The sequence below is a fragment of the Maribacter algicola genome, from assembly GCF_003933245.1.
Lineage (GTDB): Bacteria > Bacteroidota > Bacteroidia > Flavobacteriales > Flavobacteriaceae > Maribacter > Maribacter algicola.
Window position 1 is genome coordinate 860639 of record NZ_QUSX01000002.1, and the last position, 16948, is coordinate 877586.

17 protein-coding genes are annotated in these 16948 nt (G+C 36.5%); 10 read left to right on the top strand and 7 right to left on the bottom strand.

What is annotated here, in order from left to right; translation table 11 throughout:
* Positions 1–643: 643 nt before the first annotated feature.
* The 4 genes from DZC72_RS13035 to gntA form a co-directional block, all read right to left on the bottom strand.
* Positions 644–1075: a response regulator gene (locus tag DZC72_RS13035; protein ID WP_165869320.1), complete on the bottom strand. Its 432-nt coding sequence runs from the start codon at positions 1073–1075 to the stop codon at positions 644–646.
* 20 nt (positions 1076–1095) lie between these two features.
* The gene (locus tag DZC72_RS13040; protein ID WP_125223350.1) at positions 1096–1953 is read right to left on the bottom strand and encodes an SDR family oxidoreductase; all 858 of its coding nucleotides are present in this window, start codon (positions 1951–1953) and stop codon (positions 1096–1098) included.
* A gap of 540 nt (positions 1954–2493) precedes the next feature.
* Complete coding sequence (locus DZC72_RS13050) at positions 2494–3096, bottom strand: DUF1989 domain-containing protein (RefSeq protein ID WP_125223352.1); 603 nt, start codon at positions 3094–3096, stop codon at positions 2494–2496.
* Between the two features lies 1 nt (position 3097).
* Positions 3098–3829, bottom strand: a complete 732-nt coding sequence (gntA, locus tag DZC72_RS13055) for a guanitoxin biosynthesis heme-dependent pre-guanitoxin N-hydroxylase GntA (RefSeq protein WP_165869321.1) — start codon at positions 3827–3829, stop codon at positions 3098–3100.
* A 347-nt stretch (positions 3830–4176) separates the two neighbouring features.
* Here gntA and DZC72_RS13060 point away from each other — a divergent pair, with 347 nt between their 5' ends.
* Positions 4177–4482, top strand: coding sequence for an alpha/beta fold hydrolase (locus DZC72_RS13060; RefSeq protein ID WP_207891748.1), 306 nt, complete (start codon positions 4177–4179; stop codon positions 4480–4482).
* A 291-nt stretch (positions 4483–4773) separates the two neighbouring features.
* Here the strand turns inward: DZC72_RS13060 and DZC72_RS13065 are convergent, their stop codons facing one another.
* Positions 4774–5454: a hypothetical protein gene (locus tag DZC72_RS13065; RefSeq protein WP_125223354.1), complete on the bottom strand. Its 681-nt coding sequence runs from the start codon at positions 5452–5454 to the stop codon at positions 4774–4776.
* Between the two features lie 380 nt (positions 5455–5834).
* Between DZC72_RS13065 and DZC72_RS17810 the strand changes: the two genes are divergently transcribed.
* From DZC72_RS17810 to DZC72_RS13080, 4 genes are all read left to right on the top strand, one after another.
* Positions 5835–5993 carry a hypothetical protein gene (locus DZC72_RS17810; RefSeq protein ID WP_165869322.1) on the top strand — a complete coding sequence of 53 codons (159 nt, stop codon included), beginning with the start codon at positions 5835–5837 and terminating at the stop codon, positions 5991–5993.
* A gap of 20 nt (positions 5994–6013) precedes the next feature.
* A complete protein-coding gene (locus DZC72_RS13070) occupies positions 6014–7657 on the top strand; it encodes a tetratricopeptide repeat-containing sensor histidine kinase (RefSeq protein WP_125223355.1) in 1644 nt (547 codons plus the stop codon).
* A 6-nt stretch (positions 7658–7663) separates the two neighbouring features.
* The gene (locus DZC72_RS13075; RefSeq protein ID WP_125223356.1) at positions 7664–8329 is read left to right on the top strand and encodes a response regulator; all 666 of its coding nucleotides are present in this window, start codon (positions 7664–7666) and stop codon (positions 8327–8329) included.
* Between the two features lie 170 nt (positions 8330–8499).
* Complete coding sequence (locus tag DZC72_RS13080) at positions 8500–9198, top strand: hypothetical protein (protein WP_125223357.1); 699 nt, start codon at positions 8500–8502, stop codon at positions 9196–9198.
* Here the strand turns inward: DZC72_RS13080 and DZC72_RS13085 are convergent.
* The gene (locus DZC72_RS13085) at positions 9195–10013 is read right to left on the bottom strand and encodes an endonuclease/exonuclease/phosphatase family protein (RefSeq protein WP_125223358.1); all 819 of its coding nucleotides are present in this window, start codon (positions 10011–10013) and stop codon (positions 9195–9197) included. The two genes, DZC72_RS13080 and DZC72_RS13085, sit on opposite strands and share 4 nt — an antisense overlap.
* A 367-nt stretch (positions 10014–10380) precedes the next feature.
* Here DZC72_RS13085 and DZC72_RS13090 point away from each other — a divergent pair, with 367 nt between their 5' ends.
* The gene (locus DZC72_RS13090) at positions 10381–11304 is read left to right on the top strand and encodes a hypothetical protein (protein ID WP_125223359.1); all 924 of its coding nucleotides are present in this window, start codon (positions 10381–10383) and stop codon (positions 11302–11304) included.
* A gap of 53 nt (positions 11305–11357) precedes the next feature.
* Here the strand turns inward: DZC72_RS13090 and DZC72_RS17815 are convergent, their stop codons facing one another.
* The gene (locus tag DZC72_RS17815; protein WP_165869323.1) at positions 11358–11531 is read right to left on the bottom strand and encodes a hypothetical protein; all 174 of its coding nucleotides are present in this window, start codon (positions 11529–11531) and stop codon (positions 11358–11360) included.
* Between the two features lie 305 nt (positions 11532–11836).
* On the opposite strand from DZC72_RS17815, the gene DZC72_RS13095 reads away from it, so the two are divergent.
* The 4 genes from DZC72_RS13095 (at position 11837) to DZC72_RS13110 (ending at position 16947) form a co-directional block, all read left to right on the top strand.
* Positions 11837–12292, top strand: coding sequence for a hypothetical protein (locus tag DZC72_RS13095; RefSeq protein ID WP_125223360.1), 456 nt, complete (start codon positions 11837–11839; stop codon positions 12290–12292).
* Between the two features lie 211 nt (positions 12293–12503).
* Positions 12504–13250, top strand: coding sequence for a hypothetical protein (locus tag DZC72_RS13100; protein ID WP_125223361.1), 747 nt, complete (start codon positions 12504–12506; stop codon positions 13248–13250).
* Positions 13251–13411: 161 nt separating this feature from the next.
* Positions 13412–13690 carry a helix-turn-helix domain-containing protein gene (locus DZC72_RS13105; RefSeq protein ID WP_125223362.1) on the top strand — a complete coding sequence of 93 codons (279 nt, stop codon included), beginning with the start codon at positions 13412–13414 and terminating at the stop codon, positions 13688–13690.
* Positions 13687–16947 carry a helicase-related protein gene (locus tag DZC72_RS13110; protein ID WP_125223363.1) on the top strand — a complete coding sequence of 1087 codons (3261 nt, stop codon included), beginning with the start codon at positions 13687–13689 and terminating at the stop codon, positions 16945–16947. The genes DZC72_RS13105 and DZC72_RS13110 overlap by 4 nt, the downstream gene beginning before the upstream one ends.
* The last annotated feature ends 1 nt before the right edge of the window (position 16948 follow it).

Consider the following 16948-nt stretch of genomic DNA (forward strand, 5'->3'; position numbering starts at 1 on the left):
GTTTTTCAATAAGTTGAAATTGTAGAAAATAGCGGTTAAAGTTCATAACCCGGAGGCCGAGGGTTCAAGTCCCTCTCTCGCTACAAGGTGAAAACCTTTATAAATCAACGGTTTGTGAGCACACAAACCGTTTTTTTTGTCCATGATTTCCCACCTTTTACAATAGGAATACGAAAAAGCATAGGTTTATCGCATGAGTATTTGTTTGCCCAAACGAAAATATTCACTGGTCGTATGGATTTCTGGCCTAAGAGCATACTTTCACAAAATGGCTATCATGCATAAAGAATTCCCCAATAAATTATTGAGAGATTCATTTGGTACATCTAAATTTTGAAGAAAGGGGCTATTTTAGAGGGACTATACATTAAGACTGTATGCGGGTCCAGACAATATGTTTGATAAATATTATGAATCTATGTTAGAGGAATACATACACGATGTCAAAGCCGAATAGAATGAATACGATAATTTATCGCTTGAATTGCATCATTAGCGAAGAGCATTGGCAAGTCATAAATTTGGTGCGAATGCCCAACGCTGAGAAAATTGCCTTAAAGGACTCCTAAATAAAAATTTGGGGTTGGTGTGCCACAAAAATAAAATCCCGGATGTATCGGGATCTTATTTCAATACTTTATATTTAAACATAATTAATTATGGAAGTACCCCACAAATTATTACTTTTTATAGAACATATAGTTCTCTCAAGAGCAGTGACCAAAATCTCAAATTCACTTGGTTTATGCAAGTAGCGATTGGCACCTAGTCTAAATAATGACGAGATATAATCTAAGTTATAAACCCCAGAATATAATACTATGGGAACTTCATCCAAATCGGATTGTGCCCTCAATTGTTTTAGAGTTTCCTCCCCGTTCATTTTCCTCATATGCAAATCTAGAAAAATGACATTGGGTTTTTGAGAGTCACTTTTCAAATACTCTAAAAGGTCCATCCCACTATTAAAAAACTTGATCTTTACTTCAGGATGTGACTCCCAAACTGCTTCTGCAAAAAGCTGCTGGTCCTCCATATCGTCATCTGCCATAAAAAGCCAAAAATTATCCTCCATGTTCATCTAAAATTCAACCATTATCCTCCAATAATTTCACCTCCATTGATATGTAATATCTGACCTGTTATATAACTACTGTCCTCCCCAGCAAGGTAGACATAGGCCGGCCCCACCTCTGCTGGTTGTCCAGGTCGCCCTAAAGGAACATCTTGCCCAAAATTTTCCAGGTCCTCTCCAGAAAAGGTTGCAGGAATTAAAGGAGTCCATATAGGTCCCGGTGCAACACCGTTTACTCGAATACCTTTTTTGGCTAAGGATTTTGACAAACTGCGTGTGAAAGAAACTATGGCACCTTTAGTACTCGCATAGTCGATCAAATGCTCCGAGCCCCTGTAAGCTGTCACGGACGTTGTATTTATTATGGTATCCCCTGCTTTCAAATGTTGCATAGCTTCCTGAGTCAAATAGAAATAAGGAAAAATATTCGTTTCAAACGTTGCTTTTAGATTCGAAACTTGAATTTTTTCAATATCGTTTGTGGGAAATTGGATTGCAGCATTATTGACTAAGCAGTTTAATTTACCAAATTTGTGTATGGTAGATTCAATGACCTTTTTACAGAACATTTCCTGCTTAATGTCTCCTTTTAATAACAAACATTCCCTTCCCTCCTGCTCTACTTCTAATTTTGTCTGCCTGGCATCCGTATCTTCCTCCAAATAAACTATGACGACATCCGCACCTTCCCGTGCAAAGTGCAAGGCCACACTTTTCCCAATTCCACTATCCCCGCCAGTTATTATGGCAATTTTATCCTGAAGCTTATTACTGCCTTGATACGATTCCCGTATACTTATGGGTTGCGGATCCATTATTCCCTGAATACCAGGTTGCTTATCTTGTTCCTTAATTTCTGATACTTCTACTTCTTTCATAAGTTCCAAATTTTTAAGCTGCTAATTTTCTACATTCCAACTCACATATTTTGCACGATTCGGCACAAACTTTACAATGGTGATGGTCATGTGCGCCACATTGCTCAGCACACCATTTACACACCTCTGCACACAGTAATACCTGCTCCTTGACAAAAGGGCTTTTAGACATTAAAAATTTCATTGTACTAAGGCAGACCTCCGCACATTGTATACAACACTTTGGACAATCGTTCATGCTATCCTTACCCAACATTTGATAAAGGCAATCCTGACAATCCATATAACATTCCTGACAACTTTCAATACAAGCCAAATATCTCGATTTCATAATCTAAAATTTTAAATAAAAATTGTTAACTAATTGAATTTAATAGGCTTACAAATAATAATTTTGCTCAATACTTAAAATTAGGGATGGTAAAACGATAGAGAACCAAGAAATTTTGATTGGACACTAATTGTCATTGGACCCTTAGAATTTACCCTGTAATTATTTGATTATATACTATTGGAAATCTATGTATAACCCATCCATATTTATACACCTGCTGTAACCTTATCAATACTATATTCAATATTTTTAAAAGAGTATCCGTTTGAAGCTCCCGCCGAACATGCCGTAAGACCAATTATTAAATCCATACAGGCTTTAAATACCACAAAATCTCCTGGCTTTGCTATAGGTTTTTGAACGGAAATAGTCATGTCCTCTGCTATTTGTACATTCATAAAAATATTGAAGGCCGTAGGAATCAAGGCCCTTTCAATATTGTACTTTTCCAATGCATTTTGAAGGTTATCGGCACAAGTGGGACATTCTCCATCAATATTATAGAAATGTTTCATCGTTTGCTTACAACATGGGGCCAATAGAAAATCATGCAGACCACAAGTATCTTCCACAATTTCAAGCATTGGATTACTTTGATTACTGTAAAGTTTACTACCCTGGGTCAATCGTAAAGTTTCTTCAAAGTCCAAAGTTTTCCCATTACTCAAAAATTCCATTTTATCTAAAGCATTGTGTGCTGTCATATCAGCGACCTGTTCACCCAGTGGACAGGATACCTTTAACAGTTCACCTTTATTTAATAAGAATGCGGTTCCTGATTGTGGCGGAATATTTATCACCTTTCCCATCTTACAAACTATTTTTAAAAGGACACTCCCAATTACTGCCAACTTTTCTACCCGAATATTGAGGTGCTTCGAGTCCTTCCCCAAAATCACTAAGCATTGGATTTACAGAGCCGCTAAATTCCAAATCGTTCTTTCTTACCAAATCTTGAATCTTTTTATATCTACCTTTTTCGCGAAGCCATTCGAATTGCTCGTGTAAATTGAAGGCAAGGGAGACATAGTTAAATCTTCTTGATTTTCTTGAACTATTGGGGTGCATACCTACAATATAGAAAGCGTGTTCCCCAAACGAATAAGAGAAGTTATTACTTGTGGGGTCATCACTAACCTCAGCACACCATTCATGATTTTTTTTATCTATCAGGTTCAAATTGGTTAGAAGATTCCACATAGATCTTTCAAAATCTTCTTCCGTCTCATAGCTATCATATCTAAAAATTGCGATATAGGTCATGAACATACTAGGCTTCCTCTTCATTTCCGTTATATACCGACTAAGTCCACAGGCTAATTCTTTTGCGGTCCTCCAACAATCCATTTTATCGAAGACCCCTAAGGCATATGACTTGGAATTTATTGAGGTTTGTGCCCCAATGCATGGATATCCCTCTTGCAAGACGAAATCCCTTAGATTATTTAGTTCTACGCCATATTCTTTAAGAGTCTGGGGTTCAGTATCTTTTTCACTTAAATATGTACAAGCTCGTTCATAAACATTTAAAACATTTTCCATAATCATTTATCATTTAAATTTCACGTTAGGTTAAAAATCTAAATGAAAATAAAAGCGGTATAGCCAATGAATTGACTCAAAAAACTAGGATATTGATGCAACACTTATTCGATCAAATTTTTACTCAATACAGTTCAATATCAAATAGTTGCATTGCTTTTTAATACGCAATGAAAACAATTGCCTCATTGGGTGACAGAAATATTTATAATCTAAAAAGCCATTAATTAATACAGAGGATATCCGGTAGATGTAATGACTTGATTTAGATGTGTCTAGTCATTAATATATCCTTTAAGAGCTACCCCAATATTTTTACAAATGGTCAAGCCTACATCAAAAGAGCAATGGACGTTCTTTTCTTTGAATACGATGATTTTGCTTTAAGATATATGTCAAATACATTTCAGCACTGCAACATGGATTTCTCACCACTACCTTTAATTAGCAAGGATTTAGCAAAAAATATAAAAACACCCATCACCCTGTTCGCTGCTGAAAAGGATATTATTTTTACCGGTAAAAAAATGATTAAGAGAGCCGCTCAAATACTTCCTTCTTTGGAAGAAGCTGTTTTATTGGAAGGATCTAAACATGTTCCTAATGCCAGCGATTTTAAAAAAATAGAAAGTAGCATAATAGATAAAGTCTAAATTATTGCAAAGCACTTTCCTAAAAGTTGCCACTTGAATCATCCTATTTAAGTCAAGCATTTTAATCCAAAAGACAATTCACTTTGTCCTGGTGACGAACGAGAATATATCGTCAAAGGATAACAGTTTTGGAAACGGTAACCATGTCGTTAAATTCTAAAAAACTAGATGATTTTCAAGGAGCACAAGGATGCCTACAGACCCAAAGGTAAAAGAATCTCTAGTTGACACCCTTTCCAATGATACTTACCATAAGGCAGGGCATCTTATCCACATACTTACACTATTACCCTAATTGACAAACGAACTGGACTTATAGCTGTGATTGGGCACATACTTGTCAATAATATAGGGTGTAACTGCCTTTAACGTCTTTTTGTGAACGGGATGAAGTCCCGGAGCAGTGAAAAATTCAATCGTATCATCATCCAATTTGTAATACCAATAGCGTGGTTTTCCTGTCTCCTCATTAAAAAAAAGTGTACTTGCTTTTACCGCCTCTTTTTTCATTCGTTCCATCCTAAACGTATCCAAGGGTTCCACCTCATTTCGTTGGGAAGACGAACAACCTACCTTCACATACTCGTTACCCGTCCACGTCATACACCTTTGGTCAAAAATTTGGAAGTATATCAATGCCACCAATAGCAATAGTAAGCTGACTCCAATCAATAATTTCCAAGTCTTCCCCCCTCTTTGAAGTCCCTCTCCCATTTTCCTTTTCCCCAAATAATCGGAATAGGATAAATACCCCAGATATCTACATAACTCGTCTACGGTATTTTCGGACTGTTTAGAGTTCTCCCCATTATTTTCAATGTACTTTCCATACAATCGTTCCAATGTCTTGTAACTGAGATTGCAGGAATCCGCTACATGATTGCATAAGGCGTTTTTTGAGTCATTGACGGAAGTCTCTTTGGCCTTCTCAAATACCTTTTCGACAATTTCTTTAACCTTGGAATCCTTCATATCCCTAAAATTACATTAATAATTAGTCTTTCCATAATTTCCAATTCCTCTGGAAACGTCCGTTTTCATTGGTGTCCAAAACAAGTCAAAAACTTGTCCAAGGTTTGTCTAAGCTTTTACCCCCTATCCTTCATTTCTTTGGTTCAGATTGATTGCAGCCATCGTTAGCTACCATGGCAACCTCGAGAATCAATCGCCCGGAAATCTAATATGCGGTTGGTCTAGACCCGATTGAGAAGTAGGTTCAACATTGCCGCATTTAGATTTCTACTTCTCAAAAACCGGGAGACGTCCCTTCATTTTCTAGGCGGTATAGGACCGCGGATTTAACTGAGTATTCACTCGGACAGCCTTTGGTATGTCCAAAAATTAAAACAAAAATGAAACGGATTTATATAACAATTTTTACGGTTATCCTCAATGGGATGTTATTTTCATGCGACCCTGATAATTTGGTTCAAGAGGGAATACAAGTGGAAGCTTGCTGCGGCGATGGTGAAGATGTTCCACCACCTCCCCCACCTCCGGGAGATCAATAATTAATTTATACATTAGAGGAATGGGATTTAAAAAGATTTCATTCCTCTTCTTTATGATGGTGGCGGTGAATTGCGTTATCGCCCAAAGTGCGATTGATAGTTCCTCTTATTATTACAAGGCAATTTTAGCGCCACAGACCTCCGAACATCTTCCCATGGGGATTCAATATTATAAGAAGCAACTGGAACTGCACGAAAAACAGAAGGACACCATACATTCAATAAGCGTTTTAAGATTGCTTGCCATAGGGGAATTTAAGATTGGCAATATTTATGACAGTGAAACGTACATTGTTGAGGCCTTACAACTTGTAAAGGCCAACTCCTTTGCAGATACATTGGTAAACGCAAAAATTGGATTGTATAATCAATTGGGCAGGGTATACCGTTCCCAATTAAATTTTGACGAAGCCATGAAAGCCTTCAATGAGGCGCTTGGAGTTGCCCCCACGATAAAGGATAGTATTGTACCCCTTAATAACAAAGCCAATATTTTCAAAGACCTTGAAAAATATGATGATGCTGCTAAAATCTATGCCTTTTTGGCGGAAAAAAGCCGCATTTTGAACGATAGTATTCAATGGGCCTTGGCCCTTGACAATCTTGGAGCGGTTCAATCCCAGCTAAAGGATGACGGAGCCTTGGATAACCTGATCAAGGCAAAGGAAATCTGGAAAAATAAAAACTATTTGACCGGCCTGTATTCCAGCTTCAAAAACCTTTCTTATTATTTTAAGGATGCAGGTGATGATATAACCTCCAAAAGCTATGCCGATAGTGCCTACGCGGTTGCCCAGAAAATAAACAGCAGCACCTATACGATGGATGCGCTTTCCCTCTACCTACAACAAAGTAATGACCCAAAAATAGTAGCGTACAAAATGTTGAAGGATAGCATCGAAATTGCTAAAACCATCTCCGAAAATAAAAACGCCTATGCCAAATACAATTTGGCCGAAGAACAAAAAAAGACCGAAGCTTCCAATCTGTTAAGGGAAATTGAAAGAAGAAAACGGATACAGTACCAGGCAATGGTGACCATTGCGTTGGTATTACTGGTGGCTTCCTTCTTCGTTTACCGGTATCGGTATAAAAAAATGAAGGTGGAGGAAGTATACAAAACGGAATCCAGAATATCCAAAAAGGTCCATGATGAAGTAGCCAATGATATGTACAGGGTTATGGCCCGTTTGGAAATGGCTGAAAATAACAAGGAAGAAACCCTGGACAGACTCGAAAAAATCTATTTGAAAACCAGGAATATTTCCAAGGAAACGGGAACGGTCGATGTTGGCCCCAACTTTGGCCTTGACCTTCATGATATGCTCCTTGGATATAAAAATCAAAGAGTAAGCGTGGTGACCGTTAATCTGAACAAAATACACTGGGATCAATATTCGGACATAAAAAAGGTGGGGATATATAGGCTGCTACAAGAACTCATGACCAATATGGGCAAACATAGCAAGGCTAGCTCGGTTGCGATTTCCTTTGAGGGTAAAAAGAAGAAACTTCAAATAAAATATAGTGATAATGGCATTGGATGTACGCTTAAAAAGACCGGCGGACTTCAAAATGCGGAAAACCGTATTAATTCATTGAACGGAAACATTAGTTTTGAAACGAGCCCTGGCAATGGCTTTAAGGCAAACATTTTAGTTTAGCGACGTATGTTCAAAAAGGTTTTGATAGCGGAAGATATGGAAGACATCAACAAAGGTGTCTTTACCATGCTCAACGAGCTTGGAATCCAAGAGGTACAACAGGTGCAATATTGTGATGATGCCTACTTGCGGATTCAAAAAGCGTATTTGGACCAAAACCCTTTCGATTTATTGATTACCGATCTTTCGTTCAGGGAAGACTACCGTACCCAAAAATATCCCAACGGGCCCGACCTCATTGAAAGGATACGACAAGATGACCGCGACATGAGAATTATTGTGTACAGCATTGAGGATAAAATTCAGGTGGTAAAGAAACTTTTCTACACCTACAGCATCAATGGGTATGTGTGCAAGACCCGTAGGGGCTTAAAAAATCTATCAAGTGCCATTACCCATGTCTTGGAAGGAAAAAACTATGTATCACCAGAGGTTGACAGTGCGCTTTCCGTACATTCCAATCTGGATATCAATGATTATGACATTGCCCTTCTGAGCCATCTGTCCCAGGGCATGTCGCAAGAAGAAATAAGCGATTACTACAAAAAGAACAACATTTCCCCGGCAAGCCTAAGTTCCATTGAAAAACGATTGAACAAACTACGGGTCGACTTCAATGCCAACAATGCCATTCAACTCATTGCCATTGTAAAGGATTTGGGCCTTATTTAGTTTCAAAACTTTAAATTTTTGATGCCTTACGGGATTCCGTAAGGCAGTTTTTATTTATCTCTCTAGGTTTACGCCCAATATATTTTACACTAACCCATGGCCTGCTTGCCAATGAAGTATTCGGGGGAAACGCTGACTTGGTAGGTAAGGCCTTTTAACCTTATTTATATATGAAAACGTCACTTATTCTTTGCTCATGTGCTTTACTCGCCCTTTCTAGTTGTTCAACAACAAAGACAATAAAGTTCTCTGAAAAACAAAATGATGTATACACTACCGAGAATCTCAAGGAATTTTTAAAGAAAAACAAAAATCCCAAGGTCGTTTTGAGAGTGCCAGAGGTATCCATTAATACAACTACTCAAGAAAATATTGACTACTTATATAACTCCATTGAAAACCAATTGCTTTCTAGTGGTTTTGTTGTCCGGGATAGACAATTATTCAATCAAATTATAGAAAATGAAAGCAATAACGTCGATTATGAAAAATTAAAAGAAAAATCCGATACCGATTTAATTATTGAGCTTACCAAATTAGATCCTAGTATACTATATGAAACCAACCAATTCTATGATAAAAAGAATCGGGTAAGGACCGAAAAAGAAGGTATTCATGAGAGATACGGTGCTTCAGTCGAATTTAAGGTTGTTTCTATTGAAAATAACGAATATGCCGGTATGTATAAATTAAATTATACCCCATGTACTTATGGATGTATTGTATCACAATCTTTCAAGGACTTAAGAAAGGAGTTGAAGGACAAGAAAAAAAAGGAGGCCGAACCCTATGAAGGTGTTGAAAAGGATGTTTTGGAGGAATTCATTAAAGATGCAACGATTAAACTAGTAAATGAAATGAGGTACTAGTTTGCATTAAGTAGACTGAAACTTAAATAAACAGGCAAATGGTCCGATAATTTCCTGGAGTCCTCCAGATTCTCACACACTTTTACAAAATCGATGACGCTACCCTTTTCTTTTCGTACCCCTCTATAAAAAATATTGTCTATGGGGTAGTTCAAATAGTTGTGCCCGTCGCAGGCATGCTTTAAGGTAGTGGGCTGATTGGAAATGGCCGCTTTAAAATCAAGGCCTTTAATTTCATCAAAGACAGCTTCCTTTTCATCCACATTAAAATCCCCGGCCAAAATAATGGGGTGATAGGAATCGTTCTTCGCCAAATATGCTGAAATAGCGGCTATTTCCGCTTCTGGGTTATTGTCGTGCGGACGGGAATGAAAATTGAGAACGGTCACTTTTTCTCCATCCAAATAGAAATCCAAATAAAAGGGTTCCCTATCCACCAGATACACCAAATCCTTGATCAGCGCTCCCCTATTCTTGATTTTTATATGTCTGGTTTTCCAAATAAAGGCATATCGCTCGGTCACGTACTTTGAGCTGTTGGTGGGGTCACTGATTACGTAGTCCCATTGGGCACCCTTTCTGTTTAAAATATCAGACAATTTGGCCACTGCCTGGGCACCCCCATACCCGGCCACTACCTCCTGAATGGCCAGGATATCCGCATCACGGACAATCTCGGCGATCTGTTCCAATTCTGCACTATTCTTGGATTTTCCAAAGTCCCGAATATTCCAGGAAACCAGGCTTATGGATTCTTGGGAATGGATTCCAAAATGGACTAACACTAGGAAAATTAAGGAAAAGAACCGCTTCATATGTTTTAAAATTTCAATCGAAAATAACCAATATTCATTTTGGCGTTTACGGGTACCCGTAACATTGAAACCAGTATTTCTATTAATTTTATATCGAGTTAATAAGATGGATAATTTGTTGCGGTCCGTTAAATAGTACGAGATTATCAAAAATCATACGTCACAACGTAATCTAAAATTGGGTTTTAATTTAATTCTAAATTCATTAAAAATCCTTTAGATTAGGTTTTTATATCTAGGAATTTGTGTACTAATACATATATCTAATTGTTGGCAACAAACTGGTAACAAAAAATAGCGAAACATTAGTCAATTGTAAAAAACAAACAGAATGAAATCCGTCAAATTTAGTTGCAAATTTTTAGTTATGGTTTTCACAACATTGCCGTTGGCGATGTGTACAACTGATGACACTCTTACCAGTCAAGAAGAATCGGCTAAATTAGTTGAGCTTGAAAGTGTTCGATCAATGTCTCCGCACAATGCCTGCAATGGGTTCACTCTAAACAAAGTTATAAACGATACATGGATTGAGGAAAACTATCCCAATGTAAACCTAACACTGGGATCTGCAGGTAGTAATTCCCGAATCTTGGGAGAATTTGGGGCCAGTGATGCCGATTCCGAACTGGAATTCAGAATGGTTATTGCCCGAAAAAAAACGATTGACAAAAACAAAGAATCTTTCTCCAATGTAATTTACAGAAGCGATGGAAGATACAATGTATTGGACGCTGTAATGACCCAAACCGATTACTATTTTTATAAAAAAGGAGGAGGAACCCTTTTTATTACGCAAGACAAAAAGTATAAAACGGAGCGTTATACTTTTGGAAATAGATATGTAGAAGGTTTTGCTTTTTCCTCTGCTGCCCAATTTGCTTCAGATGGCAACAACCCTAAAGGTATAATTGACAAGGATGAAAGATCTATTTATTTTACGGAGGATGATGTTTTTTCGGCTGATGAAACCCAAACTATACCAATGTATTTATTTGTAGACTATAGAATGCTTATACAGTTACGTTTTCTTATTAGAAATGGTGCGCGTGATGTAAGTTTTATTGGATTGGATGCTGTTGGAACAGAAGTACCAATTAACCTAACAAGTGATTCTGATCTGATTGCTCTATCTGAAGAATTTGAGTCCAAAAATATTGAAACACTCATTTTTACGGCAAAAGCGGACTATCGAATAGATTATTTTAGAGGAATCATATTCTCCAATGAATCTGATGACAGTGAAATTCACTATATCGAATATAAATATGGTGAACCAATTTATAATTAGAAAATAACAGACTACTCCGTTTTTTTTTTGAGTATTAGGTTTGTAAATTGATTTTATATGGTAACAAAAAGCCATTGTATAACAGTTTCTGCCATGAATTCCAATTCCGCACTATTCTTAGACTTTCCAAAGTCCCGTATGTTCCAAGAAACCAGGCGTATGGATTCCTGGGAATGGATGCCATAATGGACCAGCACTAGAAAAATTAAGGATAAGAGCCGTTTCATGGATTTTAATATTTCAATTGAAAATAACCAAAATTCATTTGCTCAGTTACGGGAATCCGTAATTCTGAAACTAGTATTTCTTCTAATTTTCCATTGAGTTAATAAGATGGATAATTTGACGCGGGTTCGCCAGTAGTTTTAATATGATTAAAAAATATACTTCAAAATGAAATCTAAAATTTATTTTTAATCTAATCCTAAATTCAGTAATAATTCTCTGATTTAGTTTTACCAAAAAAGGGACATTTTTAATTATTCACATATCTGATTGTTACCATTTATTTTAAAACAACTTACCAGTATTTATGAAAATTCCAACTCTATTTTTACTCCTTTTGTTTACTTCAAACGTAATATTAGGACAGGAAAGCACAATTAATTTACCTAAAGCAATTATTAATAAGAATTTGACTGCATATACAATCTCGTCCTATACTACAAAAAACGGGAACAAATCAAAAACAAAAATGAATAATCCAAGTTTGAAAAACCCTTATCATATTTATATAAAGTCTGGTGAAAATAGTGGCTCAATAAGAATAAATAATAAAAACACGATTGAAGATTTCAATTTACCATTTTCGTACATATATAAAATAGATGAATCTAATGACATGATTGTGTATGAGTTTTTATCTCCAGATAGTCCTTATGCAGCAAGGTATTTCGTTGTAAACGACTCAAACGACATGTTGTTGATAACTTACTTTAAAAACGAAAACAACTCAGAGACGGTAATGTACACTATCGCAAAAAACTAAAATATTAGACTCGTCAATAAAACACAATCTAAACGTAGATAAACTTTTTATCTGGTCTGTGGAAATCGACACTAAGCGGGTGAAAAAATTATATTAGGAATTACCAATCTGAACGAAAAAAAATCGAAATAAAAGGCAGCCGAAACGAAAAGTTTTTAGTTTCCGTTTTACGCCAAGCCCAACATTTGTAGGGCAGTTAAAAAAGAAACCATTGAACATTAACTGGAACATATCACAAACAGACATTGAAAAAGTAAAAAAGGTAATAATAGACAATGAAAATGCTCTTTTACGAGCTAGACGTTTAAGAAATGTTGAAAAGCGAAATATTGTTATTGAAAAGGACATTGTTATTAAAACGATGCTGATGTGTCTTCTCACTTCACAACAACGTTCGGGACCAAATTCAAAGGTTGGACAATTTCTTAAACTTGACCCACTTCCTATTACAAGTGAAATATTGGAAGTCACTAGAAATATAGAAAAATTTTTAAAGGATACGTTGGTTCAAAATAGTCTTACAAGATATGTGAATAGGATTAGTTTCTTTTTTGCTTCAAACTACAAGAAGATTGTAGAAAGTAATTGGGCAATAGTCGGTGATCTTGAAATTCTAAAAATCTCTGACTCAAAAATCAGCGAGAGAAAGGTTGCAGACAATTTTGCCAAATATTTTGACGGATTTGGACCGAAACAGTCAAGGAACTTTCTTCAAGCACTAGGGTTGACAAAATATGAAATCCCCATCGACTCAAGAATTACCACTTGGTTAAATGATTTTGGTTTTCCAATAATGTTAACTTCTTCACCACTTGGAAACAATGGTTATTATCATTTTGTTTCGGACGGAATTCAAAAACTTTGTGAGAAAGCTGAAATTTATCCATGTCTTTTGGACGCAGCAATCTTTTCTAGTTTTGACAATAATGAATGGACAGAAGAAAACATAATATTTTAATTAAAAAAAAAATCCAACGGAACCATGAGAAAATTTGGTTTTACCAACCCGTAGGACCAACCCAGAAAAACCAAAAGAGCTAAAATTTCCCCTTCCCGCTAAAAGGAAAATTCAATACTAATATCTACTTTTGACAAAATCGTCTAAACGAATATTTCACAATGGATTCATTTGGAGAATACCTAAGGGAGCAGAGAGAAAACATAGGATTGCCACTGAGAAAAGTCGCTGCTGAACTGGACATAGACACCTCGATTCTAAGCAAGATTGAACGTAACGAAAGAGAAGCAACAAAGGAGATGTTACCCATATTCTCGAAAGTCCTCATAAGGGACTTGAAAGAAGTAGAAGTGAAATTCATAGTTCATTCCATCATGTCACAATTCTCTGAATTGAAGTTTATAAAAGATGGTTTGAATGAAACACTGAAAAGTCTATGAGCACTAAGTTTTTCACCAATGAAGACAAGAACACACTTCTAAACAAATTAGAAGGTGTATTCAAGCATAAGAATATCCACTTCTTTGATGCACTTGTTGGTTATTTCCGTGCTTCGGGTTATTTCCAAATCAAAGATTTTGTTGAGAAAGCGACTGAAATCAGAATTCTTGTGGGAATTAACATTGATCATCTTGTTTTTGAAGCTAATCAACAGGGATTACTATTTGATGCCAATGCGGAAAAAGCACAAGAAGAATTTTTCAATGAAGTAAAAAAGAACATTCAAGAAGCCGAGTATGATAGAAAAGTTGAAGAAGGAATGCTTCAACTAATAAGAGATATTGTTTCCGGAAAAGTCAAAATCAAGGTACATCCGAAACAAAATATTCATGCTAAGATTTACATTTTTAGGGAGAAGACTAAACATGACCATGGTTATGGTTCTGTAATTACAGGATCAAGTAACTTGACTGACGCAGGGTTAGGTAAGAATTTTGAATTCAATGTAGAGCTAAGAGACAATTCGGACATTGAATTTGCTGCCCAGACATTCGAAAAGTTATGGGAAGAATCTGTGCCTATCGACACTGACTACATCGAGAAACTTCAAAAAGATACTTACCTAAATGAAGATTATAAACCTTACGAGATTTACCTCAAATTCTTAATTGAATATTTTGGAAAGAGTATTGAATTTGACCCCAATTCAATATCAGATTTACCGAGAGGATTTAAACGCCTTTCATATCAGGTGGATGCAGTAAATGACGGTTATGCCAAGATGGTAAAGCACAATGGCTTTTTCTTGGCGGATGTGGTTGGTTTGGGTAAGACAATCGTTGCCACGCTCATTGCTAAAAAATACTTCTACTCAAACGGATTTCCTGAACACCGCTCTAGAACATTAATCATTGTACCACCTGCACTGAAAGAAAACTGGTCCGAAACCATAGACAAGTTCAATCTGGACAATGTTAAAATCATTACCAATGGAAGTTTGCACAAACTCACAAGTTTAGAACGCTATGACCTTATCATAGTAGATGAAGCTCACAAGTTTCGTTCAGATACAGCCACTATGTACAATGAACTGCAAAAGATTTGCAAAACAACTACAAAGAGAGTTTTACCAGACGGCACAAGAGTTCCAAAGAGAGTGATTCTAATTTCTGCAACTCCACTAAATAACAAGCCAGAGGATATTGCAAATCTTGTCTATCTATTTCAGGATAGCAAAAATTCAAGTCTTGAGGTTGGGAATCTTCAACACTTTTTTAGAAACCAAATTGATGCTTATAAAAAGCTCAAGAATGAACCAGATGTTGAAGTAGTCAAAACTGGAGTAAAGCGTATTTACGAAAGAATTCGGACTAAAATCATTGAACCATTAACTGTACGTAGAACACGAACAGATTTGATGGCACATGAATTATATTCAGAAGACTTGAAAAAGCAGGGTATAAATTTCCCTGCTGTACGACAACCGGAGAAAATCCTTTATGAGCTTGAGCCTCATCTGGAAGACTTGTACGACAGAACAATTTTTGTTTTAAGCCATAAAACTCAAGGCCTAAAATATTTCCGTTATCAGGCAATCAGATTTTTAAAACCTCATAAAAAAGAGAAGTACAAACAAGCAGACATGATTTCTGAGCAATTGGCCAAAATCATGAAAACCATGTTAGTCAAGCGAATTGACAGTAGTTTCTATGCTTTCAAACAGTCATTGTTTCGTTTCTTCAGAGCTACAGAGGCAATGATTACCATGTTTGAAAATGGCAAAATATACATCGCCCCTAATCTTCCTGTTTCAGATATGATCAATGAAGGGCAAGAAGAGGAATTACTTGAACTTATCATTGAAAAATCAATTGAAGATCCAACAATCGACATTTGTGAACCTGATGATTTTGAATACGACTTTCTGCCTGGGTTAAAGCATGATTACGAGTTGCTTAAACAACTCAACAAAGAATGGCAAGGCGTTAAAGACGATCCCAAATTGGACGTCTTCGTTGATTACTTGAAGAACAGGCTTCTTGAAAAAAAGATAAACCCAGAATCCAAATTAGTGGTTTTTTCTGAAAGCAAGGAAACTACGCACTACTTGATGGAAGAGCTTCCAAAGCATATTCCAGAGCGTATTATTTCTGTGGATAGCAAAACCAGAAAAGACAGAATGCCTAGCATCAGAAAAAACTTTGATGCCAATCTTCCGAAAAAGGAGCAAGAAAACAAGTTTGACATTATTCTGACCACTGAAGTACTTGCAGAAGGTGTCAATCTGCACAGATCGAATGTTATTGTCAATTACGATACCCCTTGGAACTCAACTCGACTAATGCAGCGAATTGGACGGGTAAACAGAATTGGTTCGACTGCTAAACAAGTGTATGTTTTCAATTTTTACCCAACGGCTAAAGTCAACAACGACATCGAGTTGGAAAAAAAGGCAATAATGAAACTACAAGCTTTCCACGCTGCGCTCGGAGAAGACAGTCAGATTTATTCGCCTGATGAAGAAACTGAAACATTTGGTCTTTTTGACCAAACCATAGAAGAGGAAAAGGATGAAAAGTTGGTATATCTAATGATGATTCGAGATATCAAAGAGGAAACTCCCGGCTTGTTCAAGAAAATCAAGAATATGCCACTTCGGGCAAGAGTGGGAAGGACGGATAGCGAATTGGATAAATCAACTATTTGCTACATCAAAGACCAAAAGCGTGACGCGTTTGTCAAAGTGGATAAAAAAGGAGAAACTGAAGAATTAACTTTTTTGGAAACTGTGAAAATATTTGAAGCTGAACCAGTAGAAAAGGGAATCAAAATTCACGACCAGCATCATGAACAAGTGCAAACAGGCATTTCACTTTTCACTGATTTGATTGAAGCTGAAAAAGCTCGTGACAAGAAAGTTGATGTTACTCAAGGCCCAAATGAAAAACGAGCAATATCGTATTTAGACGCCATGCTTGACTTGCCTTTCACCAATGAACAAGAAAGAGGCTTGATCATAAAAGCCAAAGAAGCCATTCGTCAAGGTCGCTTTCAAAGATTACAACGAGATATCAATAAACTGAAACGAGCGGTTAATAAGTCACCTTTAAAACCAGCAATTATTCTTGAGAAGATTATTGAAATACTAAAAAGCTATCCATTACAGACGATACAAGATGAGGATGGAGACGTGAAACCAAAATTGAAAAAATCATTGAATCCTGAAATCATCATTTCAGAAAGCTTTGTGAAATAAA